At 54.7% G+C, this 26,890-nt stretch carries 20 protein-coding genes; 9 read left to right on the top strand and 11 right to left on the bottom strand.

Translation table 11 applies throughout. The features are described from left to right. Nucleotides 1-359: 359 nt before the first annotated feature. Nucleotides 360-806 carry a winged helix-turn-helix transcriptional regulator gene (locus tag OSO_RS0125045; protein ID WP_010585804.1) on the bottom strand — a complete coding sequence of 149 codons (447 nt, stop codon included), beginning with the start codon at nucleotides 804-806 and terminating at the stop codon, nucleotides 360-362. Nucleotides 807-905: 99 nt separating this feature from the next. On the opposite strand from OSO_RS0125045, the gene OSO_RS0125040 reads away from it, so the two are divergent. From OSO_RS0125040 to OSO_RS0125010, 5 genes are all read left to right on the top strand, one after another. Continuing rightward, nucleotides 906-1,829 carry a nitrilase family protein gene (locus OSO_RS0125040; RefSeq protein ID WP_010585803.1) on the top strand — a complete coding sequence of 308 codons (924 nt, stop codon included), beginning with the start codon at nucleotides 906-908 and terminating at the stop codon, nucleotides 1,827-1,829. Nucleotides 1,830-2,174: 345 nt separating this feature from the next. Then, nucleotides 2,175-2,570, top strand: coding sequence for a tautomerase family protein (locus OSO_RS0125035; RefSeq protein ID WP_010585801.1), 396 nt, complete (start codon nucleotides 2,175-2,177; stop codon nucleotides 2,568-2,570). 621 nt (nucleotides 2,571-3,191) lie between these two features. Further along, entirely contained in the window at nucleotides 3,192-4,145 is a 954-nt protein-coding gene (locus OSO_RS0125025; RefSeq protein ID WP_010585800.1) for a 2-oxo acid dehydrogenase subunit E2, read from the top strand. 476 nt (nucleotides 4,146-4,621) lie between these two features. Further along, entirely contained in the window at nucleotides 4,622-6,235 is a 1,614-nt protein-coding gene (locus OSO_RS45015) for a class I adenylate-forming enzyme family protein (protein ID WP_157605439.1), read from the top strand. A gap of 127 nt (nucleotides 6,236-6,362) precedes the next feature. Continuing rightward, nucleotides 6,363-6,626, top strand: a complete 264-nt coding sequence (locus OSO_RS0125010) for an acyl carrier protein (RefSeq protein ID WP_010585798.1) — start codon at nucleotides 6,363-6,365, stop codon at nucleotides 6,624-6,626. Between the two features lie 160 nt (nucleotides 6,627-6,786). On the opposite strand, the gene OSO_RS0125000 is transcribed toward OSO_RS0125010, so the two are convergent. Then, nucleotides 6,787-7,638, bottom strand: coding sequence for a class I SAM-dependent methyltransferase (locus OSO_RS0125000; RefSeq protein WP_157605438.1), 852 nt, complete (start codon nucleotides 7,636-7,638; stop codon nucleotides 6,787-6,789). A 283-nt stretch (nucleotides 7,639-7,921) separates the two neighbouring features. Here OSO_RS0125000 and OSO_RS0124995 point away from each other — a divergent pair, with 283 nt between their 5' ends. Further along, nucleotides 7,922-8,749, top strand: a complete 828-nt coding sequence (locus tag OSO_RS0124995) for an alpha/beta hydrolase family protein (RefSeq protein ID WP_010585796.1) — start codon at nucleotides 7,922-7,924, stop codon at nucleotides 8,747-8,749. 172 nt (nucleotides 8,750-8,921) lie between these two features. Here the strand turns inward: OSO_RS0124995 and OSO_RS0124990 are convergent, their stop codons facing one another. The 6 genes from OSO_RS0124990 to OSO_RS0124960 form a co-directional block, all read right to left on the bottom strand. Further along, nucleotides 8,922-10,244 carry an MBL fold metallo-hydrolase gene (locus tag OSO_RS0124990; RefSeq protein WP_010585795.1) on the bottom strand — a complete coding sequence of 441 codons (1,323 nt, stop codon included), beginning with the start codon at nucleotides 10,242-10,244 and terminating at the stop codon, nucleotides 8,922-8,924. Nucleotides 10,245-11,137: 893 nt separating this feature from the next. Continuing rightward, the gene (locus tag OSO_RS0124980; protein ID WP_010585793.1) at nucleotides 11,138-11,893 is read right to left on the bottom strand and encodes a hypothetical protein; all 756 of its coding nucleotides are present in this window, start codon (nucleotides 11,891-11,893) and stop codon (nucleotides 11,138-11,140) included. After that, nucleotides 11,890-12,234, bottom strand: a complete 345-nt coding sequence (locus OSO_RS0124975) for a PadR family transcriptional regulator (RefSeq protein ID WP_010585792.1) — start codon at nucleotides 12,232-12,234, stop codon at nucleotides 11,890-11,892. Before OSO_RS0124975 ends, OSO_RS0124980 begins: the two co-directional genes overlap by 4 nt. Before the next feature lie 138 nt (nucleotides 12,235-12,372). Next, nucleotides 12,373-13,623, bottom strand: coding sequence for a DUF1552 domain-containing protein (locus OSO_RS0124970; protein ID WP_010585791.1), 1,251 nt, complete (start codon nucleotides 13,621-13,623; stop codon nucleotides 12,373-12,375). 97 nt (nucleotides 13,624-13,720) lie between these two features. Then, entirely contained in the window at nucleotides 13,721-16,288 is a 2,568-nt protein-coding gene (locus tag OSO_RS0124965; RefSeq protein WP_010585790.1) for a DUF1592 domain-containing protein, read from the bottom strand. A 105-nt stretch (nucleotides 16,289-16,393) separates the two neighbouring features. After that, the gene (locus OSO_RS0124960; RefSeq protein ID WP_010585789.1) at nucleotides 16,394-18,160 is read right to left on the bottom strand and encodes a cation:proton antiporter; all 1,767 of its coding nucleotides are present in this window, start codon (nucleotides 18,158-18,160) and stop codon (nucleotides 16,394-16,396) included. A gap of 392 nt (nucleotides 18,161-18,552) precedes the next feature. Between OSO_RS0124960 and OSO_RS0124950 the strand changes: the two genes are divergently transcribed. From OSO_RS0124950 to OSO_RS0124935, 3 genes are all read left to right on the top strand, one after another. Further along, nucleotides 18,553-19,368 carry an SDR family oxidoreductase gene (locus OSO_RS0124950; RefSeq protein WP_010585788.1) on the top strand — a complete coding sequence of 272 codons (816 nt, stop codon included), beginning with the start codon at nucleotides 18,553-18,555 and terminating at the stop codon, nucleotides 19,366-19,368. Between the two features lie 447 nt (nucleotides 19,369-19,815). Next, nucleotides 19,816-20,832: a DUF1559 domain-containing protein gene (locus tag OSO_RS0124945; protein ID WP_040592625.1), complete on the top strand. Its 1,017-nt coding sequence runs from the start codon at nucleotides 19,816-19,818 to the stop codon at nucleotides 20,830-20,832. A 679-nt stretch (nucleotides 20,833-21,511) separates the two neighbouring features. Continuing rightward, nucleotides 21,512-22,027, top strand: coding sequence for a hypothetical protein (locus OSO_RS0124935; RefSeq protein ID WP_010585785.1), 516 nt, complete (start codon nucleotides 21,512-21,514; stop codon nucleotides 22,025-22,027). 289 nt (nucleotides 22,028-22,316) lie between these two features. On the opposite strand, the gene OSO_RS0124930 is transcribed toward OSO_RS0124935, so the two are convergent. From OSO_RS0124930 to OSO_RS0124920, 3 genes are all read right to left on the bottom strand, one after another. After that, entirely contained in the window at nucleotides 22,317-23,489 is a 1,173-nt protein-coding gene (locus OSO_RS0124930) for a leucine-rich repeat domain-containing protein (protein WP_010585784.1), read from the bottom strand. A 214-nt stretch (nucleotides 23,490-23,703) separates the two neighbouring features. Further along, complete coding sequence (locus tag OSO_RS0124925) at nucleotides 23,704-24,957, bottom strand: DUF1501 domain-containing protein (RefSeq protein ID WP_237729334.1); 1,254 nt, start codon at nucleotides 24,955-24,957, stop codon at nucleotides 23,704-23,706. Nucleotides 24,958-25,089: 132 nt separating this feature from the next. Beyond that, nucleotides 25,090-26,724 (bottom strand): DUF1549 domain-containing protein, encoded by a 1,635-nt coding sequence (locus OSO_RS0124920; protein WP_157605437.1) that lies wholly within the window; start codon nucleotides 26,722-26,724, stop codon nucleotides 25,090-25,092. Nucleotides 26,725-26,890 lie beyond the last annotated feature (166 nt).

The following is a 26,890-nucleotide window of genomic DNA, read 5'->3' as shown; positions in this document are numbered from 1 at the left end:
GCAGGGCCTTGCGATGGAGTCGGCGATCGATGTTTTGGCTCAGCGGACATTTTTATAGATAGCCAAGCCGGCTACAAATGTAAACGAAAATGGTAACGGATTTCAGGAATCACCTCACTGCTCGGCTTCGGCGCCCATGTCGTCCCGGGGCTTGGCCATCTTTCCCATCGAACACGAGCTTCTTGATCTCGATTCTGCCGCCAGCACATTTCGTTTCTCGCTCAGAAGCCTCAATGTATTCAAGCGGGTATTGGACAAAAGGGTGGCATGACATCAATGCCGTAGCGATTTGCGTGTTTCCCCGATATCGCGAATATCAGCATGCTTTTAGCATTGAGCGATGCGAGTTATTGCCCCGTTCAATCGCCGACTTTGCGCACTTCAGTCGCGGAGGCATCGAGTGAGCGCCCTCTCGCATTTCGAAGCGTAAGCGGTCCAACAGGTTCGCCGCTCGACTTCTCCACGAGCACCGAATGTGCCTCGTCAGGCTGGAAGCAATGGGCTTCTCCCCACTGCCTTAGGCTGACGATTACGTTGAAGAGGTCGCGTCCCTTTGGTGTCAACACATATTCGCGGTACGCACCACCGTCCTCGGGCTCGACCGGCTGCAGGATGCCGGCCTCCTGGAGGGCCCTTAGTCGGGCAGCAAGGATGCCCTTCGAGATCCCGAGGCTGTGTTGGAACTCACTGAAGCGGCGTATGCCGTCAAACGCATCGCGCACGAGCAGCAATGTCCACCAGTCGCCGATCAGGTCCAGGGATCGGGCCACTGGGCACTCGGCTCCTTCCATGCTCTTGCGCTTCATTCGGATACTCCTATTTTTTGGGTCCATGATAGAACTTGTCTTGCTGTTTCGCAGTTGGTTCTATAATAGAACCGTGTGGTCAGCAAGAAAGGAGACCCAATGTTAGAAAAGCATGTCGACAATACCACTGCCGCCACGATTCGCCGCAACAGCCCGGTCCGAGTCGCTGTCGTTCAGTTTGATCCTCAGGTCGGTTTGGAAAATCGAGAGGCAAATCTCGCTGCGGTCCAACAGCGTCTGAAGTTGGCGGTCGCAGAGGGGGCGAACCTCATCGTTCTGCCGGAACTCGCCACGACGGGCTACACGTTTTTCTCCCGCGAAGAGGCTTATGCTCATTCCGAGCCGGTGCCCTCCGGTCCCACGGTCCAGGTCTGGGAAGAGTTCGCGAGGGCTTATGGCGTCTACATCGTCGGCTGCCTGCCCGAACGAGACGGCGTGACGCTTTACGACACCGCGGTTCTGGTGGGGCCGGAGGGTTTTGTCGGCAAGTATCGCAAGACCCATCTGTGGAATGAGGAGAAGCTATTCTTCACGCCCGGCGATCTCGGCTATCCCGTGTTCGACACACGGATTGGGCGCATCGGCCTTCTCGTTTGCTGGGACATCTGGTTTCCCGAGACAGTTCGGATTATTGCGCAGCAAGGGGCCGACATCATCTGCATTCCGACTGGATGGGTGTGGACTCCTCCGCCCCTCTATGATGCGAGCGGCACCTGCATGGCTGCCTACCTCACCATGACCGCCGCTCATGCCAATACCATCTTCATCGCCACGGCCGACCGCATCGGTGTGGAGCGAACCTCTGGCTTCATGGGCAACTCGCTCATTGCTGGAACCAACGGCTGGCCCGTGGGCCGCATCGCCGGGCCTGATGAGGATACGATCCTCTATGCCGACATCGACTTGGTCGAAACCCGCACGGCACCCATCTGGAACCGGTTGAACGATCTGCCCCGCGATCGGCGCGTCGACCTTTACGACCAGATGCTTGGCTATCGGGGCGGCAGCCCGCTGCCTCGATAGTGAAACCAGACCATAAGACAAGAGGAGAAAATACGTAGAATGGAAATGCCTTCGATCAGAGGAGACTGGTACGTGTCGCCGATGCGAATTTCACTGGTGGCCAGAGCGGGGGGCGTGGTCATCGCAGTCGCTTTTCTATGACCAGACAAGGCGAACTACGCACCTTGGCGTGGCGAGCCCGCTGATTTGGACTGCTTTGCCTGGTCGCGCTGGTCACCTTGCCGATCCAGGTTGCCGGCGAACTGCCGGTCGGCCTGATGCTGCTGCGCCGGCCGGGTGTGACGCCAAGCTCATCGATATCGCCCACGCCATCGAATCCGCCCTTCACCACGTAGGAGAAACGCAATGCCCTATCTACAGCTTGATGTTCCGTGGAGCTATCCAATCGAAGTCAAACACACACTCGCTCGTCGATTGGGTGAGATCTACAGCCGCATGATGCAGGCGGATGTGCGGCGCATTTCCGTTGCTATTCGAGAGTTGGGCGAAGGAGGATTATGGCGATGTACTGGTAAGGCTCCTTACCCGGCGGCGTTGCTCATGTGCGACATTCGCCGCGGACGCACCGCTGAGCAGCGCGCTGCGGTTGCGAAGGCGCTGGTCGCAGCCTGTATGGATAGCTTGGAGCTCAAGATCAACGAAATCAATGTCGAGTTCACGCAACATGCGGGGGACGAAATGTACCACCCTCTGCTGGGCGGTCTCAGCGATGGCTGGTCCGAAAACGAAGCCAGCGGCTAACGCGCGCGGTTCAGACGACCATGTATTGATGTCCAGTCATTGTGGCTCTTCGTGAGTTCACGAACACTGAGTTGAATAGAAATGGCGGGGCGATTTTATCCCTCGGCGCGGGTCGCGAAATTTGCTGATTCGAGCGCGCAATGGCGCGATAATTTCCAGATTCGACAGATCGGTGACGGCATTCTCATCACGTGACGAGCCGACGTCGGTGTGCAGTTCCAAGGAGCGAATTGGTGAATCCGTTCACGCCTTTACTAATCTCGTGAACTGTCTGCCGCGCCAGAATCTTGATACTTGGACGTCTGATTCGTAGAGGTTGAGGTATTTCGTATCGGTCGAAGGAGTTGTGGGATCAGGTCTAAGTACGTTGAGTCTGCTCAAGAGTCTTCATTTTGACATTCAGCCATCATTTCCGGCCAAGGTTGCGTGATAAAGTTTCCGATGCGACGCATTTTTGGCCGATGAATCCTCTAGCTGCCTGTTGATAAGTGGGACAGGCACCTTGACGTTCACAATGTCATGGCGTTTTTGAATTGGTACGGAATTGATCCCCGTTATTTCGCCAGGCTGCTACGCATCAGCCTCGGGGGCATTTTCCGTTCGACGCTGGGGAGCAGGTGAATGCCGTCTGGAACGCAGAACAACGGGTCGTACTATTCGACGGAATCGCAACCTCGCCCATTGTCTGATCTTGGGTTGATGAAGTGCGTTTACTTGTCCGACAATCGGGCGTACCGCGATCCGACGATTGTTTGGGGAACGGCCGTTGCCACTCAACCGATGACGGATTTTCTTGCAACGGAGTCTCGAAACTCCAACACCCTGCTCTCGTCGGCACATGTGTTGATTTGCGCCGTGGCTCGGTCTCTCGCCGAACATCCTGGCCTCAATTGCAAAGTGATTGGGCGGCGAGTTCACCCGTTTAAACAGATTAATATTTCCATGCCGCTCCTGGCGCCTGTCGACAAGCAGGTCGTGCCGGTGTTGCTGCAGAATGTGGAAGCAATGTCGCTGCGAGACATCGCGCAAAATCTTTGGAACGAGGCAAGACAACGGGGAGCAGAGGCCGCCGCTGAGCGTCGCAATGAGGCGGCACGATCACCTTGGAAGCGGTTTTGGACCGGTGTCTGGCGTGAAATCAAAATGCAGACGGTCCTTCGTGGAACCTGCCTGCTGTTCATGATCAACAATCAGTTTCGTCGGCCAACCCGATCGTACAATGCGGCTTCCAATAGCGTCAGCGCTCTCGTCAACTTGCTGAGCTTTCCCAGCGGTGCGCCACCGATGCAGAGTTTTAAGCCGAGCACGCTGCCCATGAATTCCGCCATGCTCACCGTGAGTATGGCAGCTCCTGAATGGCGCGCGGTCGTTGTTGACGGTCAAGTCGTCGCGCGGCGGGTTTCGCCTTTGTTCATCAAGGTCGATCATCGGCTTGCACATATCCATGAGATTGCGGCGTTTATGAACACGCTTTGTCGCTACCTGGCAGAACCGAATCGATTGGTTCGAGATAATGGCGAGCCCGCAACCCCGATCTCCACATTGAGCGCTCAAAGTCATCGGCCTGCGGCTTAATCGCCTTCTCTGACTCCCGTGTCATGGGAACTTGAACTTTCGCTTTGGCGAAATCTTGCGAGACGTTCGCTCACGCCTACGGGCGACGACTTTAACGGGTGAACGGTTTGGTGACAGAGCTCCTTGGAATTCGCAGATATTGAGATCAAGCGGGTAGGCTCCTTCATTCATGACGTGGTGCTGCTTTGAGTTAAGGAGGATGAGCCTCCCCGTGAAATCAAGCGCCCGCGCACGGACTCGGCAAGCACGGCAAGATGTAACGAGCATAGCCAATTGGTGATTGGTAGCTTCCGTATTGGGGGAGAAGCGGTAATGCGAGACACAGCCTTTCCGGTTGTCGAGAAAGATGTGGCATTGTCAGCGTCATAGCCGATACGAGTGACGAAGGCTTTATTATTGGAGAGATTTGCGCGGGTTCCAAGACTCGTTTGCAGCGTCGCCTGTTGACAGACGCACTGAAACACATGGGACGATTGATGAATTCGCGCGAACCAATGTCACTGATTCTCAAAGGGGGACGAACAAACGACGTTCCACATGCTGCAAGCGTCAGTCCAACAAGTGCGAATCGAGAAAACACGCATTTGGGCCAGTTGTTCGAATCCGTCGCCTTCAACAATCTGACGAAACTGGCGTTCACCGCAAAATCCGTCGGCTGGACTTATTTCGATCTACTTTTAGCCTCACGTGCGATCTCCCAGAGCCTTTTGAAGCTTCACGCCTTCCAGACGGGTGATCGCGTGCTGCTCATGCTGCCGAATTCGGCGGAATACATCGCCGCATTTTATGGAATTCTGCTGGCGGGAGGCGTTGTTGTGCCGATTCCGCCGAAGACAGAAGCCGGATATCTGCAATCGATCGTTCACTCGACCGAGGCGTGCGCGATCATCACGGACCCGACCATCGCGAATCAGCGCAAAGATCAACCTTTTCATCACCAGATCGAAGTTGATCTCTCAGTATTGACGCATGAAGACACTCTCTCCTCCGCGTTAACGACGGGGTCTGAATTAGCGGCGATCTTCTTTACTGGCGGATCAACAGGCACCCCGAAAGGGGTGATGCTCAGCCATCGCAATCTGATTTCAAACGCTCGGTCGATCCGACAGTATTTGCAGATTACGCCCGCAGACCGGCCACTGTGCGTTCTTCCTTTTCACCATGCGTTCGGCAATTCAGTTTGGCAGTCACATCTGCTCGCGGGGGCGCACCTTGTTTGTGACGGCCTGACGTCGTTTCCCGAGACAATGGTTGCGGCACTGGCTCGTCACGAATGTACATCGCTCTCGGGGGTACCTGATCTGTTTCGAGTTTTGCTCGAGCGATCTTCGCTGGGACAAGCCTCGCTTCCGCACTTGCGGTACATGGCGGTTGCAGGTGGAGCCTTGCCACGTCACCTGTCATTGGAAATATCACGCCGGATCGCTCCGGCGGAATTTTACGTCATGTATGGTCAGACGGAAGCCACCGCTCGTCTGGCGTATTTGCGTCCCAACGAGCTTGAGCAGATGCCAGAGGGATGTATCGGGCAAGCCGTCCCAGGTGTCACGCTTGAGATTGTCGACGAGAATGGGCGACCGACACTCGCGGGGCAAATTGGGGAATTGCGTGCTTCGGGTGATAACGTCATGTTGGGATATTGGCGGGACGCCTCTGCAACGGCCGATCGAATTCGATCGGGTTGGCTGCATACGGGTGACCTTGCCTCACTCGACAATGCAGGACGCGTCACGATCCACGGACGCAACAGCGGTTTCGTCAAGATCGCTGGTTATCGCGTGCAACCGGCAGACTTGGAAGACTTCGCGGTACGCCGATTGACGGCAACTCAAGCTGTTGCGGTGGCATACGAATGTCCCACAATTGGAACGCGACTCGCGCTGTTCGTTCGTTTTGATCAGAGCAAGTCGAATCCGAATGTTTCCGAGATGATCGCTCGTTCCCGTGCCGAGTTACCGCGTCACATGGTTCCCGAATTGATTCAATTGGTCGACGAGTTTCCGCTGAATTCCGCGATGAAAATTGATCGACCGCTGCTCCAACGCTGGGCCGATCAAGCTAAGGCTGGTTCAGCTCGCGCACTCGCCTGAGTGCATGTTGAACGAATCGAACCAAGTCCGTTGATCATGCGACTTGCCATTGATCACGCCGATATCTTTCTGCCTCATATCAAGACTCGACGTAACCGACACGAACTTCACTGATGGAGTCACTGCGATGAATCAACCGATTGAAAACCGTTTGGTCGACTTTCTCCGCTCGATGACGGGCCAAAAATCGCTAGTCGCGGAAACGGATTTGTTCGAAGCGGGGGTTACCGATTCGCTGACAATCATGGACCTGCTCGTGTTCGTTGAAACGGAATTCCAAATCCAGATTGGATTTGAACACCTCACCCCCGAAACATTCGAGACGCCTCGAACTCTTGCAAATCTCATTATGAGACAACTTGCAGGCAATTCGCATTCTGCTGCTGCATGAATTGACTTTGAGACGGCTTCGTCCACGTCGGCGAGTCCACCTTTGGTCATTCGGCTCTTGATCGAAGCGTCGGTGGCGATTGGCTGTCATCGAACGAATGTGGACTCGTCCGCAGACGCCATGGTATTTCGCGTCGATCGGGTCGCGAAGCACGCGTCGATCAGAGTCGGGTCGCAATGAGGATCGGATAAACCTTCATAGGCTCTTCGCACTCCTTGTCCGTGCGAAATCCTGCGGCGTTTAGGACCGTCTTCACTTCCGATGCCGTCCGATAGATGTGATACAAGCCGAAGGTGCGTTGCAGGAATTTGGCAGAATGAAAGCGATCCACGATGCCGTGCGTTAGGATTTGACCTCCGGGCGCCATGATGGCATGGAGTGCACGCAGCAGATCAACCGCCTGGTCATCAGTCAGGTATTCCAGCAGTCCCACTAACTTCACAATTTGCGGCGAGACATCAGGGAGAACTCGGCGAATGTCGCGCGCATCGCCCTGTACGTACGAGACGCATTCCTGAATTCCCCGCTCGGCGGCGCAGGTGCGACCATATTCAAACGCATCGCTGTCGCGGTCAATCAGATATGCGTGGACATTTGCACGACGAATGTCTGACTTGCAAATGGCTTCTTGAACGTGCAGCCCGGGACCAGCACCCACGCCGACAATATCGAGTCTCTCAGTCTCGACGTTGCTGTTGATTAATTCTGTTAGGAGAGAAATGACCAGTTTTCGTCGATTCCGTGATGCCATGCTGATGGGATTGAATCGAACCGCCATCCGGTCCTGGATTCCCTTCGGCGTTTCGTTTTCGTAAACGATTCGCATTGATTGCCAGCCACCAGGACGACGAAACGATTCCGCGATCAGTGGGCTGCGGCTGCGGCGCATCACATATCGCCAAAACGAAGCTGGCAACAATACGTTGCGCCACGGGTTGACGATCGACTGGACGACGCGCTGCTTCCACGGAAGCACCTCGTACTGAATCCCCCCGATTTCGACAAACTGCATGGTCGCCGTCTCTTTTGCAATTGCACTGATCACAGAGATTGCCTTTTACGACGAATGTGCATGTATTTCGCAATGTGTCTGATTTATCGGCAAAAGAAATGCTCAGGATGAGCATGGTCACGATTTTGTCGACATTATCGGATGATACGTTTTTGCGAGATGGCTTTGCGAGGACAGGTACAGCGAGCTCGTGCGCACGGATGATTCATGTTCTTTCGCCAGATTCCGACCGAAAACATAAAAGCAGTTTCCTCATCACGCGCCTGTATTTCGGACATCATCCATGCCACTCAAACGACCGCAACGGCGCACTTCGTCGCGTCTTCATCTTGTTGGAGTTGTGGGGGCGTGGTTCCTTGTGTTCGGCTTATCATTCTATACGGTCACGTCTGCTCAAGCGCAAACGATGCCAAGCTATACGTTGCAACCGATTGTGACGAACGCGGGGACTCATGGTGTGGGGCACCGACGCTGCTGCAATCGGCCGGAAGTTTTTCTGCTGAGAGGGGGCGCTGGGTATTTTCCGAGAGCCGCGCAGTTCGAGGACGCATTGCGATGTCGCGGCTTCGAACCCAGAACGATTTGCCATTGGAATCATCGCGGGGTTGCCGATGAGATTGCCGAAGCGTACTACGCGGGAGAGTTAGCGGGACCGGTGACTATCATCGGCTACAGCAGCGGAGCGGATGCCGCATGCCTGATGTGTTCCAGATTGGAAAAGGCTGGCGTGCCTGTCACCAACCTTGTGTTGGTCGAGTCAACGTTCGGCTTGGCTGTGCCTGCAAATGTCGAGTATTGTTACAACGTTTATCAGTCCCGATGGGCCGATGCAGTTCCCGTCTTTCGCGGGGTCGCCGTGGAAGCAAAAGGGATGCACACTCAATTGGTCAATGTGGATGTCAATGACTATCCACAAATGACTCCGTTGACGAATCATAATCACTTCACGATTGTTTCAGTGCCTGAACTGCACTCGCTCGTTGGGAACGTGTTGGCTCAGCGAAATTATGTGCAATCGTCCGCGATGCAAGCAAATGTCAGTGCGCCTGAAGTCAACTCACGTGAGGCGCAGACTGCATTTGATTCGCAGGCGACGCCCCTGGTGAAATAACCTCGCTGCCGACGGTGGTCTCCGAACTCTGCACGCTTCACATGCAGGCAAAAAATCCGACCGTGCCTCCAGGCGTCGCACCGTCTGACGCAAGGCCGAATTCTTTCGCCGTTGCGAAGAGGCCAATCTGCTGGTGGGTGATGTTCTTGCAGGAGATACCGTGGCTGTCCTGCTAGGCGGCTTTCGGGCGCATACGGCTCATCTTGTATCGCAATTGATTCCAAGCACCTGGTAGCCGAGAAATGGCCCAGGATAGGTTCCGCCGACTCAGCAGCAAGTGTGGCTTCAAATAGAGTTCGGCGCTGTCCAGCGAACAAATGATGCGATGCATCCGCCAATTCTTGCCATTCTTGTGCAACGTGAAGCGTGCTGAGACCCCCAGTGTCTGCAATCCGAACGGCCATCGGAAGACAAAGTCCAATGGCTGCGAATGAATGGTCACATCGGGAGCGGTCTCGGCCGAAATTTCTCGGAGCCACCCATCCTTCAGTGAGAACTCGACCGTCTTATCGAGATCAGGAATCCGCACAACAACCGGATTCAGCCAGCGCAACACCAATCCTGGATAAAATTTCCGTAGATGAGTCCTCTTGGAGTTGAACGATTGCTGAATCGTTGTCAGCTCAACAATCGGCGAGCGGTCGATTGGCAGTTGGTCCATCGTGGCGTACAGTGCCCGAAATCGATCGAGGGCGGGACCTGAATCGTGTGGCAAACCGACCTCATAGCTGTCGCCGCAGTAGAGAACGACACTTGGTAGCCCCTCGCTCGCCATCTTATCGACGACATCCTGGGGTTTGTTGGCATAGTCGTTGATATAGCGATTGTCTTCGGAGCTAAAGTAGATGAAGCTGGCCATCGGGATCGTCACCTTGGCCTGCAGATCGCGATGGTTTTCGGCGATATTGGATAAGATCGATTGAGAGTTTGCCGTCAGATGTTTGGCCCGGTCCTCTTCGCCAGAGTATCCGGCAATCGAGAATTGATTCAGCACGACGTCGATCGGTCCAAGGTCTTTACGCAATGTCACGCAGTCCGTCGTGTTTGCTTCGCAGTCATTGAGATTCAATACGGTCTGTCCGCCATGTCGGACTCCCAAGCACGAATCCATATTGCCAATCTGGCTGCAATAGACTTCCGTTTGGTCGGACAGGGCGACAAGTTTCCGATGAGGTAACGACCGAAACTTCGTGAACCCAAACTTTCTCAATGCATCGAAAACCTTGTCGGAATTGTTTTCTTGAAACAGAACCGTTACCTGTTGCTTAAAGGCCTCGGGCAGGGACTTTAGCGTTGGGATATGGAAATGATCAGGATGCTCGTGCGAGATCCACAAGTAGTCGATGCGGTCCAGGCATTCCGGGTTGAATTCGGCCGGCGGAAGAAGAGACCACGAATCGTTAAACGCTTTGCCACGTAGCCACGGATCCGTCCAGATTGTCAGGTCGCCGCACTCGATAATGAATGATGCGTGCGAAACCAGTTTCAGCCGCATGGTCGAATCCTCCGTGAATTACCAAACGTGTCCCGGTTGAAGTTCGCAACAAACGGAGACGCAATCTCTTGGATACGATATCGAGGGGATTGGTTGTTGATCGGACGTTGAAATCGTGCGAGTCGTCCCAACGCGGGAGACAAACGTGACGTTACGTCACAGTGTTTTCTAACACACGTGAGTTTTAACATGAACTGCGAAAATGTAAACCAGCGGATACAACTGTATCAGTCGTGATCGCCAAGAACAAAATTGTCCGAGAAAAGAGTTGCTCTCAAAAAAGCATTTTTCGCAGCCGGGTGGCAGCCTGTTGAAATTATGGGGACTGGCTTCTGTCCCATTCAAATATGCTATGACACGGTAAATACCAAGGCACCTCTCTCAAGATTTCAACAGGCCGGGTGGGTGACGAGTGTTCAGGTATCGCCTTGATGGTGCGCGAATTCCGGCGAGTGAGTGTGCCTGTGAAAATGAGGGCACCGTGAGCTGACGTCCGAGAAGGAAATGACGGTGCGTCTGACGTGTTTCTGACACCTTTGAGGAGCGATGTATGCTCTCGAACACAATGTGTCACACGCCGCTCGCCGTGGCAAAGCACAATGACAATCGCGTGAACACGCCGAATTTGTATTTCCATCGGCTGAAGAAGTCGCACGCGTTCTGTCAGTCTGTCAAAATCAAATGCCTCGCGCGGTGTCACGCGTCATTTGCGATGAAACTGTGTCAGTCCCCAACTGGTGAGCGGTTGCTGCGATGAGATGCGGCTAATACCTTCCTGCTGCCTCGGCATGTTCCGATCATAGGGAACTTCAATTTCTCGCGGTGCGTCTGTATTTCAGGCGGGCTGCCTCAATTTCCGAATTGTCTGATTGAAGCTGCGTTTGCAGGCCTCTTCAATTGACTTGCAGCTTTGACCATTCCTGAAGATATCGCTTTTCATCAGAAATCCGCTTTGCCATTGAGATGAAAACGAATGGAGCCAGAAGCGATGCAGGTAGTGCGCCCCAGAGGGTGGATGGTCCGAGAATGCTGTTGTCGTCAACGAAGGGAGACATTCCTATTGAGAAAACAGTCGGCAATAGCAATGGGACGAAGATGCAGGCGGCCGTAAGAAGTCCGGCCTTGAATGGGGACCGACCCGTTTCACAGAATAGGGTTCGTTCCAATCCATTCATCAATAGCGTTGCAACGAATGCAATGACCCCAAATGACACGGCGGCGAGCAGCAGCATCCAGTCAATCGTTCCAAGCTGATGAGCCATACCAAGAACTGGAAAAATCAGCAGAGACAATGCAATGGATAGAATGGAATCGATAACGCACACCAGCATCCCGTACCGTCCGGCACGTTGAATGAGCGATTCGCCAATTCGTGGTTGAAATAATTGCTCGAGAAGAAAAGAGAATCGATCACATTTGGGAACGGATTCTTGAAGCTGTTGAGCAAGCTCGCTTGGTTCGCCCAATCGTTTTTCTGCTTGAATGAATGCCGCTGCTTCGCCGCACCGAGGTAACTCGTCTTCAAATACACCGGTAACATGGGCGAGCAGCTCTTCCCGTATCTTCTTCTTGCGAGCGAGTGATGACTGCACTGGTCGGACGGCGCGCTCGACGATCTCCATCAATTTCAACAAGACGGTTTCGTTCATGCGGGTGCTCCGAGAATTCCGCCAATTGTTTGAACAAATACGACCCATTCTTCACGGCCCTTGTTCAAGGCTCGCTTCCCTTTGGGTGTGAGGCGGTAGAAGCGGCGACGAGCACCTCGTCTTCCGTGCATTTCTTCTTCCCAGACGGCTTGAACCAGGCCTTGCGTTTCGAGCCGATAAAGGGCTGGATAAAGGGACCCTTCCTTGAGCTTCAGCAGCCCGCATCCAGCCTCTTCCAGGCGTCGCAAAATTTCCAGGCCGTGAGTTTCACCTTTCTCCAAAGACGAAAGGATCATCGTTTCAAGATGCCCACGCAGTTTGTCGCCAGTGATTTCGTTCATGACAAATATCATAGACAGGCTAGGGTTTGAGCGTCAACAAGAATCTTGACCGATGATTTCTTTAACACGCGAGTTTACCGTCGCGGCTAAATTGCATTCCATCTGCGTGATGTGCGGGAATTGAGGTCGCTGCGCGTTCTACGCGGATTGGACATCGCTCACAACGCCAGTGCTGTCGCCGTGGGACTTCACGTTCGCTCCCACGCCGTTGAGCAATGTCAGCCATAGATTGCATAATGGTGTGTGCTTCTCTTTGAGCACGATGTGTTCGCCAAGCTTGAGGCCCGCTCCCCGACCTGCAATCAGGGTGGGACAATTATCGAGGTAGTGGATCGTTCGAATATTGCTGCCATAGACCAGAATGGTGTGATCGAACAGGCTTGAGCCATCCGGCTCTTTTGTTGCTTTCAACTGATCGATCAATCCCGACAATAGTTCGGATTGAGCAATGTCGCGCTGTTGTGAAGCCATCGTACGCTCGCCGGGCGTGTAATGACTGACATCGTGCGGAGCGAACTTGATTGAGAGACTCTTTAGGAGTGTGCCAACCGGCTGACGATAGGTGATCACACGGGTGCTGTCCGTCTTGAACGCGGCAACAATCAGTTCATACATCATCCTGATCTCGTCACGCCCCGCGAGTCCATCATTGGGGGCTGGCAGGGGAGCACCTGGTTTCGGGACGGTGAGCCATTGTTCGTCCTTGCTCAGCCGAACTTCGATGTCGCGGATGCTTTGAAAGTATTCGTCCAGTTTGTCCGCGTCAGTGCGGTTCAGGCGACGTTCAACACGTCGGGCGTCGGACAAAACCGCATCAAGCACGCTGCGATGCTGAAGTAACTTTGCCTGGCGTTCTTCCAGCGACAAGGAATCGGCAGAAAACATGCGATGGAAGGCCGTCACTGGATTGTCCAGGCCGGAAATCGGCTTCCCTCGCGCATCCCATGCGAGAGACAATCCGGGGCCATGTCCGGAGGTGATGACGTCCTCGCTGCCGAGCTGAATTGAGGAAAATCGAGTGTCCGTTCCCAAGTTCGCCGCGGCCACTTGGTCTGCGGAGATGCTGTTGTGAAAGCTTTGTCCCGGTTGAGAATATCGATTTGCGCCTGTAAGCCAGAACGTACTGCCCCAGTGGGCCTCGTTGTTGTACTGGTTCGACATTCCCTGAATGATCGAGAAATCCGACTTATGCCGTTCGAGTGGTCTTAGGCCTTCGGGCAATGTGTAACTGCTGCCGGTCTGTTTGACATCAGGAAACCACGTTTCGTTGGTGACACCGTAACCAAAGCCGAGGAACACGACTCGTTTCGGTCGTGGAGTGAAATTGTCGGCGGCGGAAGCCAATCGTCGCAGCGAACCAAAAGATTCAAATGCAGGCAGCGCAATCATTGATCCAGCCGCGCTGAGGAATCGCCGTCGGGAATGGTGTGGCATGTTGTACTTTGGGTTCGGTGTCTGAATTTGCAACCAGGCGTCAATCGGTCCATCAACGATGAAATTCCGGACTCGCCACGAGCGCCTGAAAAAATTCCTGCATGGAGAAGTTCTGTGTCTTCGCCCGAGCGACAAGTCGCATTGCCAGATCTTCGTCCGAAAAGCTGTAGGGGCGTCCCAAAGCGTATTCGATCAATGCTTCAGAAAATCCATGGGCGAAGTCGTCTTCGCGCGCGGCAATCAAATCTCGTAATTCGAAATAGCTCTTGAAGGAAGGGCCGTTGTGAAATGCCCCTGCAGGATCGATTGTCCATTCCTTATTGCCGATGCCAGGTTTCACGTAGCGGTCTTCAGTCCGCCAGGAGCCGACCGCATTGAAGTTCTCCAGGCCGAATCCGATCGGATCGATTTTGCGATGGCAAGACGCGCACTGGGCTTCTTCCTGGTGTGCGGCCAGTCGCTCGCGTGTCGTCAGTAACTGGCCTTCCAGACGCGAGATTTGCGGCACGTTCGGCGGCGCGGGCGGCGGCGCATCGTTTAGAAGCTTTCGTAAGACCCATGCGCCACGTTCAACCGGACTGGTGGTCTCGCCATTGCTGCCGATGGCGAGAATGGCAGCCATGCCCAAGAGACCTCCTCGTGGGGAGCTGGCAGAAAGTGAAACCGGGCGGAAATGATCGCCGGTGACGCCTTCGATTTCGTAGTAATTGGCGAGCAACCCATTGGTGACAATGAAGTCGGATTTCAGCAGCGAGCTCAGGCTGCCCTTGTTGCGCAGCAGGTGCTCAACTGTGGCAAAGACCTCGGCTTTGGCGGCTGCCTTTGTGCTCTCGTCAAATCGGGGATAGAGCTTGGTGTTAAACTGAAAAAAATCCAGTCGATCCATTCCGAGCCACTGGTGCGTAAATCCTGTGACGAAATCCCGTGACTTCTCGCTGGCGATCATGCGATTGACCTGTTGGGAAAGTCGATCTGGATTTCGCAGATCGCCGTTACGTGCCAAGGTCAGCAGTTCGTTGTCCGGTGGCGCACTCCAGAGAAAGTATGAGAGCCGACTGGCGAGTTCCATAAGTGTCAGCTCGCGTCGTTCGCTTTGACTGTGCGCTTCAGACAGGTACAGAAAGCCTGGTGACGCGAGTACGGTGCTCAGCGAGACCTTGAGCGATTCCTCGAATGACCGGCCGGTTTGACGGGATGATTCAAACAGGCGCACAAGGCGATCAATGAAATCGGCTTCCGGTTCCTGGCCTCGGAATGCGAGAGATGTGAATCGCTCGATGATTTTTCGGGCAGACTCAGTGGTTTCGTTGGCCTCTGCGCCAACAATCCGGAACATCGCATCTTCGCCCGCGGGGGTGGGCAACGGGCCATCCCATTCAACCCAGTCGATCCACAATTCCGGGTCAGGAATAACACCGTTCTGCTTGATCGCGTTCAGAAAGATTTCGTCATCGGGAAGTCTCGCTCGTTTCTCACGGAACACGAATGAACGCGGGCCGTCAGCTGCGACGGACACGGTGATTTCAAGGATTTGTGGTTGGGCGACGGTGCCGGTGATTTCGAAGCTGCGGAGGAAGGCAAATTCCACATTGCTGGTGCGTGTTCCCATCTCCACGAAATGGCGCTTGCCGGACTTTGGCGAGATTGCTCCGATTCGCATTTTTAACCGGTAAGTGCCGGTGGGAACGGGCTTTCGGACGGTCTTGTCCCAATCCGATGGCGTGTCGGGCGGCAACGCAATGACCTCATCGGCCACGCTGTAGCTAGTCAGCAGGGATCCCGTGTCTGAAAGTGGATTTGAGAGGTACGCCGCGTAGCTGGGGCCGTATTTCTCGAAGGCTTGAATTCGATAATCCACTTCGACTTCGTCGGTCAGCCCAAACTCGCTTGGGGGCTTGCTGCGGTCGGAGTTTCGCCATGCCAATCCCTGTTTGAAGCCACCGAGGTAGTAACCACTGTACGTGCCGCGGACGACACGTTTGGCGAGCTCTTCCGTTTCACGATGCTCGGATTGTCGTTGTCGGGCATGAATGTCGGTGCTCAAGCTGCTGCGTGCGAATGCCTCGTTCAAGGCGCGCCGCCCCAGTGCATGGTATTGCTCGAATTGATCGCTCGACATGAACAGCGATGCGCCAACAGTATCGAAGCCGCCCACTCCGCGGTCGTCCGGCAAATCGCTCACGTCGAGTTCGATGCCCAGCAAATCGCGGATTGAGTTCTTGTACTCGCGGCGGTTGAGGCGGCGCATCGTGATGACGCCACCCACATCGCTTAACGACTTACGTGCCTTTGCCAGTGAATGTGCCAAATCATCAAGGAACTCAGTTTTTTCCCGGTTGTCAGGACGTTTGGCGTCTTTGGGCGGCATGCTGCCCGAATTCAGTTGGTTGAGAATCTTTTGCCAACGCTCGGCCTTCTCAACTGTGTCGAGTGAAAAGGCAATATCGTCCAATTGCAAATTGCCATCCTTCGTTTCCGAATTGTGACAATCGACACAATAGTTCTTGAAGAAGGCTCGATGCCGTTCGGGCATCGTCACGGTTGCCAATTCGGCCGCCTGAACGGCAGAGACAAGCGGAAGGAACAACGCGATCGATGTGAGCCAATGTGGACGATTCATGTTTGTTTGTGGCTGGCGCTGTGATTTCGATGCTGTCGCATGACTGCGGGCGGGATTGATGGTGGGCGTACTTCGCCCATGCTAGCCAATCAAACGGGGCGAGTGTCAATGCTTCGAGGCTGCGGAGGCGTCTGCTGGAGGGAAATTTGTTTCGGCGAACAGGTCGGCACGAACCCGTTCGCGTTGCCGATCGATTTGCTCTGGAAGTGCTCCCAGGTCCCGCAGGACCGATTCGGTGAGCGCGAGTGCGACCTCCCCTTCCCCTGAGAAGATGCCGTGAGCCCCGACTTTTCGCAGGGCCGCAATGTCTCGTAGGTAGGTGCAGCGCACCGAAATCCGAATCTTCGGATTCAGTTCACGGGCAAGGCGGATGATTTCTTCGGCGTTGCGCAGGCCTGATGCGCTCAGAAGAAGTCCCGCGGCGCGATCCACGCCCGCCGCTTTGAGTGTGTCGAGGTGGCCGGCGTCACCGTAGACCGCAGGGATCCCCTCTTGATTCAGGCGATGGACCGTTTGTTTGTTCATTTCGATGATCGTCGGTTCGACGTCGTTTTCTCGAAGGAGCCTCGAGAGGGTTTGACCGACCGGGCCATATCCCACGATGACGGCCCGGTGGCTGGCGGGACGCTCGGGATCGGCCGAAATTGGCGTCGAAGCCGCGTGTCGGCCCAGCCATCGCGACAACTTTGGTCGGCGTGCGATCCATGCTTCCACCGGATCAACAAGGCGGTAGAGCAACGGATTGATCGAGATCGACACGATCGCGGCAGCCACAAGCGCGTTCGTGGCTTCTTCAGGTAGCACATCCAGGCTCCTGCCGAGTGTCGCAAGCATGAACGAGAATTCACCGATCTGTGCCAAGGCCGTGGCGACTGCGAGGGCGATCCGGATTGGATATCGCAATACGAGAACGATCGCAAAAGCGGCCAAAGGCTTACCCAATATGACGATTCCCAAGGTTGCTGCGACGAGGCCGGGTCTCTCGAATAGAAAACGCGGATCGAAAAGCATTCCTGTCGCGACGAAGAATAAGACGGCAAACGCGTCACGCATCGGAAGGGCATCGGTCGCGGCACGTAAACTGAAGTCGGATCGCCCGACGAGCATACCAGCAAGGAATGCTCCCAGTGCCATCGAGACTCCGAAGAGTTTGGCAGAGACGACGGCGATGCCGAGCGCGACGACAAGTACGGTGAGAGTGAAAAGCTCGCGCGAACGTGTCTGAGCGACACGGCCAAGCAACCAGGGTATGACGCGCCCGCCAACGACAAACGTTGCAGCTACCAGCAGGCCGATCTTAAGAGCCGTTAGTAGGAGTGCCAGCGGCAGTCCGCCAGCGCCCGCACTTTCCCCGCCGAATAAGGCTGGTAATAAAACTAGAAGAACCACGGTGAATAAATCTTCAACGACAAGCCAGCCAACGGCAACGTGCCCACTCGGAGTATGCAGATCGTTGTGGTCGGCCAGCACTCGAATCAAGACGACCGTACTGGCAACGGAGATCGCCATTCCATAGACCAAGCCAGCGGACCAACCCCAGCCAAAGCCCCAACCCATGACCGCTCCGAGGATTGTCGCGGCAAAACTCTGAAAAATTGCACCAGGAATTGCAATCCGCCGGACAGCCAGCAGTTCCTTAATATGGAATTGCAGTCCGACTCCGAACATCAGCAGGATGACGCCGACCTCCCCAAGTTGCTCTGCCAGGTGACGGTCTGCTTCGTAGCCTCGCGTATTCGGCCCAACGACGACTCCCGCCAGAAGGTAGCCGACAATGGGTGAAAGCCCGAGGCGTTGTGTCACGTAGCCCAAGACGAGAGCTGCGGCCATGCAGCCTGTGAGTGTCATGATCAAATCGATATTCGTGTGCATTCCGCATTGTCCGCTTGCGTGAATTCAGGGTTGCCAAAAGGTCGTTCCATCGGAGTTTAGTCGATGGGCGGCTTCGGGTTCACCCCAGATCCGGTCACACATTCGTGTGCGTGGACGAAATTCAGGTCTCGATTCGCACGAAGACGGGACTGCAAGTTATGTACGTCAGTGCGCGTCAGGTTGTCGATTGTGCTGATAGCGCGTTTTGAATCTGATCAGAATCGATGCCGCACTTCGGCAATTGAAGAAAGCTCAGAGGGCATCACAGATTCTTCGATGTTCACGTGAACGTCGACTTGGGCTACCCGCTAACGGAAGGCGCACGGTACGATGCCGCGACATAGGATGAATTCGCAATTCGCAACACACGCTGATCATGAAAAGGATTTCGAATGGAATTTGGCGGACGAGTCGTGTTGGTCACGGGGGGCGCGAATGGCATTGGGCGTGCATTGTGTCAGCGAATTGCGCAAGAGCGGCCGCGAGGAATCATCATTGCGGATTGCGATTTGCCTGCGGCCATTTCCGTTGCCGAAGAGCTTGGCGCAAGGGCGATGCAGTGTGACGTTTCCTGTGAAGCAGATGTAAAGGCCGTTGTGGAGAAAGCACGACAGGAATTTGGACAGATCGAGATTGTTGTCTCGAATGCGGGCGTCACCGCCAAGGGGGGATTCGAAGCGCCGGACGAGGATTGGGATCGCCTGTGGCGAATCAATTCAATGGCTCACGTGTATCTGGCGCGAGCCACGGTCCCCGACATGGTCGAACGAGGGGGCGGTGCTTTCATCGTTACGGCCTCGGCGGCGGGATTGCTGACGGAAATTGGATCTGCGGCCTATTCGGTGACAAAGCATGGCGCCGTCGCGTTTGCCGAATGGCTGTCGGTCCACTACCGAAATCGCGGGTTGAAAGTGGCGTGCCTTTGCCCCGCTGGTGTTGCAACGGACTTTCTGGACATGAATGATCCGATTCATCAATTCCTTCATTACCGTTCCGTCACTCCTGCCCATGTGGCGGAATGTGTCATTGAGACCCTTCGCAGCGAACGATTTCTGGTGCTGCCTCATCCCGAGGTGGGCGAATTCTTCCAGTTCAAGACGCAGGACTACGATCGCTGGTTGCACAATTTCGCGCATATCAATTCACGGCTTCAAAAGCGGCTCGATCGCGTGACAAAGGCGACAAAGGATTCCTCGGAGATCTCCTGACACCCACCTCTCTGGCCGGTGAGTTGTTACCGAATCGCCTTGTCGCGGCCTGCGGAGAATCGGCTTCTCTTGCAGAACCAACCCATATTGAGTGCGATTTTGCAAATCGCGCCTGAGTTTCAATTGTCCACTATTAGCATATTTGGCAACATCTCTGTCAGTGGCTTCAGAGATGTAGTTGACATTTGTGGGGCTTGTTACGATGCTAGATTCTTCACGCATCAATTCTCGTTGATTACCAGTTGGTCTGTTTGGCCACACAATGGCAAATTGCAGGGTGCTGCGATGTCTGGATGCTTTCGCGTTCTGGAAGCGGACTGATCGACGCGAGAAACGAAAATCGGTGCGTGTACTTGGCTGATACGGGCATGCTTTAGGTTGGGTGCGGGCTCTATTTCTGACGGAAAGTCGATCTTTTCTGTTTCCTTTTTGATCCTGGAGGAGAGAATGATGAGACGAAGTCGCCGAGGTTTTACCCTGATTGAACTGTTGGTCGTGATTGCAATTATCGCGGTCCTGATCGCGCTCCTGTTGCCTGCCGTTCAGCAGGCTCGTGAAGCAGCCCGTCGTACCCAGTGCCGCAATAACTTGAAGCAGTTGGGCTTGGCACTTCACAATTATCATGATGCCTACAATCTGTTTCCGAACGGCATTGGTTACGCCCAAGGGCCAAACAATCCGTTCTTTGGAAATCCCCAGAACTCACCGATTGATGATCCCAATCTCCATGTCTGGACCGAAGGCCTGCTTCCTTATCTCGACCAGGGAAATGTCTACAACCAGATCAATTTCTCGCTGGCGATTATTGGCCCGATTAGCATTCCTGGTGTCCCTGCCCCTTACAACACCGTCGGGGGGACGAATCAGACTGCGACCAATGTCGCGATTCCGGCCTTTATCTGTCCCAGCACTCCTCGGGCGGCGTCGACCGTTGTCGTGGATTTTGGTGCCGCTCTGAACCCAGCGCTCGCGGGAGCAGGCGTGAATCTCAAAGGGGGCGCCAACGACTACTCCGCCAGTAGTTCAGTTTGGGACCCGATTGCGACATTGTGCGGAGAAACCGCCAATCGTGGTGTACTTTCTGATGAGCAAAGTGTCGGGCTGAAACACATCGTCGATGGCACTTCGAATACCTCGATGGTCATCGAACGGGCCGGAGCCCCGCAAGTCTGGCGAAAAGGGAAGTTGGTGAGTGGTCAACAGACAACTGGTGGCACTTGGAATGATCCCTACATCGGTGCCCACTACCTTCGTGGGTCTCTGTTTGATGGAACGGGATCGAATGGGCTCTGCGCGATCAACTGCACGAACGAGCAGACACGCGGATTCTATAGTTTCCACTCGGGCATGGTCACGGTCCTGATGGCGGATGGCTCGTGTCGCGGACTGAATGAAAACACCAGCAACGTGACAATCGGTCGTCTGATTTCCTTCGCTGGTGGTCTGGTCGTTGGAGAGCTGTAAAGCCTCGTGATGCTGCAGATCTGTATCGACATGTTGCTGAACTCGTTGCCAGCAGGTGAATGAGCCTGCTGGCGATGCGCACGAACCTATCACGACAGAGTGGTCATGCGACGAGCGTCTGGAATTCAATTGAGATCATCGCTGTCGAAGATGATCTGAGATTCCGCGAATTTCGAGAAATGACGAGGCCTCTGGTTGTCGCTTGGAGCGACAGTCAGCAGGCCTCTTTTTATCGAATGCTTGAATGGCTTCATTGCTGAAGATCGACATTGCGTCTGCGGCTTTGTGGTCCTTTGTTGTGTGCGATAAGGCCTGCCAGCAACGTCGCCTCGCTTGACAGCCAGCTGAAGTAAGGGGGGACAGGCACCTCGGCATTCACGATGTCATGCCGTTTTTTAATCTGGTCGGAACCAGTCCCCGTAACTTCAACAGTCTGTTAAGGCAGCGGCGTGAGGTCGCTCGAACGAGTTATGGAGTGGCAGAAATCACAGGAGAATGTCCGAAACTCGTTCAGGGTCTAGCGGGTAATTCTAAGTGCCTTCGCGAACTCCCAGACTGAAGAAATATGGAGGACTGGTACGTTGATGTTCACGATGTCGTGACGTTACTGTGCGGTGCAGGTCGATGATATTTCAACAGGTTTCTCACATCCGTTATCGCTTCCCAGTTGGACAATGAAATGCTTCATTCGAAAATCTCCCGGCTGTTGCTTTTGGTTCCGTTCCTGCTGGCTTCCTGTTCCGAGAAAGGCCCAAAAGCGCCGGTAACTCCTAAAACGACCAGCGTTGGAGGGACGGTCATGATCGATGGAGATCCCGCCCCTAAGGGACAAATCGAAATGAAGCTCTATGTGAAGGGAGCCGAGGTCAAGCCAGGGGAACTCGTTGCCAATTGCCTGATTGGTGAAGGTGGAAAATATCGATTCAGTTCCTACCGCGAAGGTGATGGGGCTGTGCCTGGAGACTATGTGATCTCAATGGAGTGGTTGCGGCCGGCGCCCGGGGTCATGTATGGCCCGGACAAATTCCTCAACAACTTTAACTCACCACTCAACACGGATTCCCGGTTTCAAGTCACGGTGGTCGATGGACAACCTGTAGAAGTTCCCACCATTGAAATCGATACGCGCGAACTTAAGCAGAAGCCAAGCCATCCCTACGCAACTCCGTCTGGAAAACAACAGAAGAAGAAGTAACAGGTCCGGTCGACGTCTCGAGTGGATGCTCGACCGCCCTCGTGCTTTGCCATGACGAAGATGTGGGTTGGGTGAAGGGGCTGGACGAGCGAAGTGATACCAAGCCCCATCCCGGAGAAGCGGCTAACAGCCTGTTGCGGTAACGGGGACTGGCTTGGGCTGGATTAAAAAATGCCATGACATCGTGAACGTCAAGGTGCCTGTCCCCCTTACTTCAACAGGCTGCTAAGCCTCCAATCCCGACCGCCCTCAGTTTTTGGGTATGAAAGTGCGCTCGAACGGGCTGAAATCAGCCGCCACCGAGCGAGGCAATGCTGACGGCAAAAGACTTGATCTCTGCTGCCAAAGCGTCGACGTCTCCGCGGGTCACCTTGGTATTGTGGGCCTTGACTAGTTTTAAGTTGGGTGTCGCTTTCAACTGCCGCAATTCTTCGGCGGAAATTGGGGTTGAATTAATCGACAGAGACACCAGCGAAGGCATGTCTTTGAGCTCGACGATGGCCTGTTCGGTAATCTTCGTATTGTCGAGGGACAACGTTTCCAAGCTGGCGATCGCGGCAATAGATGCAATACTGGCGTCTTCGACCGGGCAATTTTCCAGACTGAGCATCTTCAGGTTTTTCAGTGTTCCCACATCTTTAAACGTGGTTCCATCGCATTTGGAATTCGCAAGAGTGAGGTACTCAAGCGGAATCCCCTTCAATTCTTTCAGAAAACTTCCTGTAAGCGGAATTCCGTCGAGCGACAGGAACGTCAGCGATTGACAGTCCTTTAACGAGGCAAGTCCGACGTCGGTAAGGTTGCATCCGTCCAGAATAAGTGTGTTCAGATTGGGGATTTCAGAGATCACCTTGAGTGATGTATCTGTCACATTTGTTTTGGAGACATTCAGGACACGCAGATTCTTCAATCCTGCCAGCTTGGCGGTCCCTGCGTCGGTAACACTTGTCTCGGCGATAGTTAGCTCACACAGGTTCACGAGAGTTTGCAGATGTTCCAGGCCAGCATCTGAGATCTTTGTCCTGCTCAGGTCCAACTTTTGAAGACGAGGGACGCTGGACAAGTATTTGAGACCTGCGTCGGTGATCTTCGTGGCGCGAAGTGATAGTCCGACGAGCTGTGGGGTTTGTTTGAGCACAGCCAAATCGTCATCCCCAATTGGAGATTGATCGAGGGTGATCTGATCGACTTCGACCCCGCCATAGAATTGATCCCAACCGTCCCAATCTTTTCCGACAATCGATTGCAGAACTGCTGGTGCGGCCACGGCCATATGGGCTCGTCCTCCCAGTGAATTCACGCGGTCTTTCACCTCGATGACGGGGGAATAATCCGCGAGTCCCTTGAGTACCAGGGGAATCAATAGAATGACGAGTACCGTCGCCAAGGCGATTTTGAAAATCAAATTTCTTCGCCGCAGAGTCGGAGTTGCGGCGGTTGTGGAAGTGGAACTGGCGTTCATGAAATCACCATCTCTCTAAACAATGAAGGAGATCATTCTTGCACACCGCGATCGTCGAGAAAATGAGATAACAGTTGTAGTCCTCTCACTGGGCCAAATCCACCGATCAATCGGATCGAGGAACACAGCCAATCAGTCCTGACTGGTTGGTGACCAACACTTGGAGGCTGACTTGTCCCAAGTTCATCCAGATGTCATTCAGATTTGATGGCCACTACGACCGCGAAAGGCGCTCGATCGGCTTGCCGGAACAGAATTTCATGGGGCGGCCGATGGGAGTGACGATCTCTTTCGCATACTCGATGCCGAGCCGGTGGAGCACCGTTGCGTAAAGGTCGGCGACCTCGATGGGATCGTCCGGGCGCTGTGCGGTGCCTTCGGGATCGGTCGAACCGATGACCAATCCACTGACCAGTCCACCGCCGCCGAGCAAGCACGAAAATCCGTTTGGCCAATGGTCACGTCCTTCGAGTGGATTCATGTTTGGTGTGCGGCCGAATTCGCCCGTGACAAGGACCACGGTGGATTGCAGCAGATCTCGATCGGCAAGATCCTTGAGCAGTGTCGACAAGGCCGGGTCGAGGGTTCTCGCACGTGCGGCCTGTCCCTCGTGGTTTCTGGTATGCGTGTCGAACCCCTCGAGTGAGACTTCGATCGAACGAACGCCGGTTTCCAGCAGTCTTCGGGCCACAAGGCAACCTCTGCCAAACGCGTTGTCGCCGTAAGCATCGCGAAGGGGCTTTGGTTCGTGCTCGACGGAAAACGCCTTCAATTGGTCCGACGTCATCATGCGTCGCGCCGCATCGATTGTGTGTTGATGCAGTGTTTGCTCGGCTTTGATCTGTCTTCCGCGGGCAAACGTCCGAGAGAGGATGCTGAGGTTCTCCAGCCGACGCGTCTGTCGATCCTGGTCCACAAGCGACACAAGATTCTGGCCGCGTTCTCCGGGATTCAAGATTCGATAGGCGTCAAAGCGGTTTCCGAGGAAGCCGCCGCGAGGCGGGAATGTCGCATCGCCGAGCGACACAAATTGCGGAATTTCGACCGTCTCCTCAGGCCGCTCGTGCGTTGCGATCGCTCCAATGCTGGGATGGACCAGCGTTGGTTCCGGGCGATAACCGGTATGCAGCATGTACGAAGCCCGTTCGTGATCTCCTTCTTTCGAAACGAGCGACCGGATCACCGACAGATGGTGCAACTGTTCGGCAGTGTGCGGATAAAAATCTGAGATCTGACAGCCCGGGATCGTGGTGGAAATGGCTTTGACGTCGCCACCGATTCGTGTTCTGGGGTGCGGGTCCCAGGTTTCCAATTGGCTTGGACCGCCACCTAGCCAGATCGTGAGAAACGATTTTGCGCGTTCGTCCCCGCGGCGGTCGGCGGCACGCGGTTCGAGCCCTGGAATCGCGAACGAAAGTCCGACACCGGCGGCGGTGATCCGCAAAAAATCACGGCGTGATGAATGCATTCGAATCATAGGGCGCGACTCACGCGAATGGAGCTTCAATCCTGAACTGATACGGTGATGAACTTGCTTCGAGCAGACCCTAAAGTCCTCTGGCGATACTCGTGAACCGTTCTGTATGGCACGAATATGCCACTAATATTCCCAGCTGAATTCGGGGCTGTTGAAGAGCGACCAGAACAGATCTTCGACAATTTTCGTTCTTTGATCACCACGGGCACCTTCCAGTTGCTTCCGTAACAGTGAACGCTCTTCATCGGTTGGATGACGCGTCAGGCAAACAAGAAAGCAGAGATCCAGGCACGCGTCGTCATCAGTGGCTATTCCCGAGATCCGGCCAGCGGCACTGAACAGGGTCCCTTTCGTCCACTCGGACGAGAACTCACTGTTCATTCGCAGCAGCGCCTGCGCGATGGTTCCAGTGCGTTCGGTTAATTCGTCCTCGCCCAGATCACCGTACGCTTTCACAAAGTCGAGTTCCTTAAAGAATCGTACCGCGCGTTTGGTCCAGTGCGAGTTTTGGTCGAGCGTCTTAATCGACGACGCTTGCAACATCGATCCGATCACTTGCTCGGGACGCAGCCTGGTGACCGGAAATGCGGCCCATACGCGTTCGACATCGTCGACTCGGTGACCCTGTTCAAATGCGGGATGTTGTGACGACATACGGAACACGCGCATCGCCGCGATTTTCGTAATCAAACGCTTCAGACTGCGACCGTGCGTCTGAAAGTCGGTTGCCAAGACGTCGAGCAAATCATTGGTATCGACAGTCGATTCATGTGGGTTCGGGATGTCGTCAACCGGATCGATCCACGGCCGGCCAAACATCAGTCCCCAGACTCGATTGACGATCGCGCGGTCGAAGCGGCGATTGTCCGAATGCGTCACCCAGGCGGCAAGTCGCTGACGCGTGGTCCCCTGCTCTGGCATCCATTCAGGGTGATAGGGAACGGCTGGCGTTACAGTGACATCCCCCTGTGTCATACGATCCGCAGTCGTGTCGAGGTCTTTCTTGTTGTCTTCGATACCGACCAGAGAAATGCTGACACGGTCGAAGCAAGCCGCCAATCCTGAAAACTGAGTTTGCTTCCAATCAGCAAATGGGTGGTTGTGACACTGGGCACAATCGATTCGTTGACCGAGGAAGGCGCGGGCGGTCCGACCTGCCAACTTGTTATGATCAATCACATTGTCGGTCACGGCGGCGGCGACGAAATTGACCTGCGGCCTGTCCGTCCAAAGACCGCGTCCAGATATCATGTCTCGTACAAGGGTGTCGTATGGACGATCCGAATGAAGCTGGTCTCCAAGCCAGGTCCAGAAGCGATCTCGACGAAACACCACAAACTGCCCTTGGTCAGCGCCGACAAAGACTCGCGACAGACGGCGCGCGAAATAGTCGGCATATCGTCGGTCCGCCAGAATTCGCTCAGTCCACCGCTCGATACGGTCTGAATCTCGGTCCGATTCAAACAGACGAAGTTCTTCGAGCGACGGTGCAGTTCCATGCAAGACGAGCGTTAGCCGTCGCAGGATTGTCAGATCGTCGGCGCGTGAAGCAGGTTCAATTCCCGCTTCCCGCCACCGCGCTGCGATCAGACGGTCGACTCTGCAGACGATCGAATCGTCCGCGGCGTCGAATGCCGTCAAGCTTCTGGGGGACTTGTCCGCAATTGGGCTGCGAGCGGCCGACGCCACGAGAACCACGACGCCACCAACCACCAACAGTGGTGCGAGTGCGTTCAGCAGGTTTCGCAGGCGTGACATGAGAATCTTTCGCTTCGGGTGACACTGCCACTCTGTCCTGATCGGGGTGGAACGCATCGTCCGCAGGCTTGTTGGCTTGCTTGCGGTCACTTCAGGCATGCCTGAATTCAGGTTTGTCGTTCCACTCGCGGCAATCATCATTGCATCAGGATGTCAGATTACATTG

It is taken from the genome of Schlesneria paludicola DSM 18645, from assembly GCF_000255655.1.
In the GTDB taxonomy this organism is placed as follows: domain Bacteria; phylum Planctomycetota; class Planctomycetia; order Planctomycetales; family Planctomycetaceae; genus Schlesneria; species Schlesneria paludicola.
This window is presented reverse-complemented; position numbering and strand designations above follow the sequence as displayed.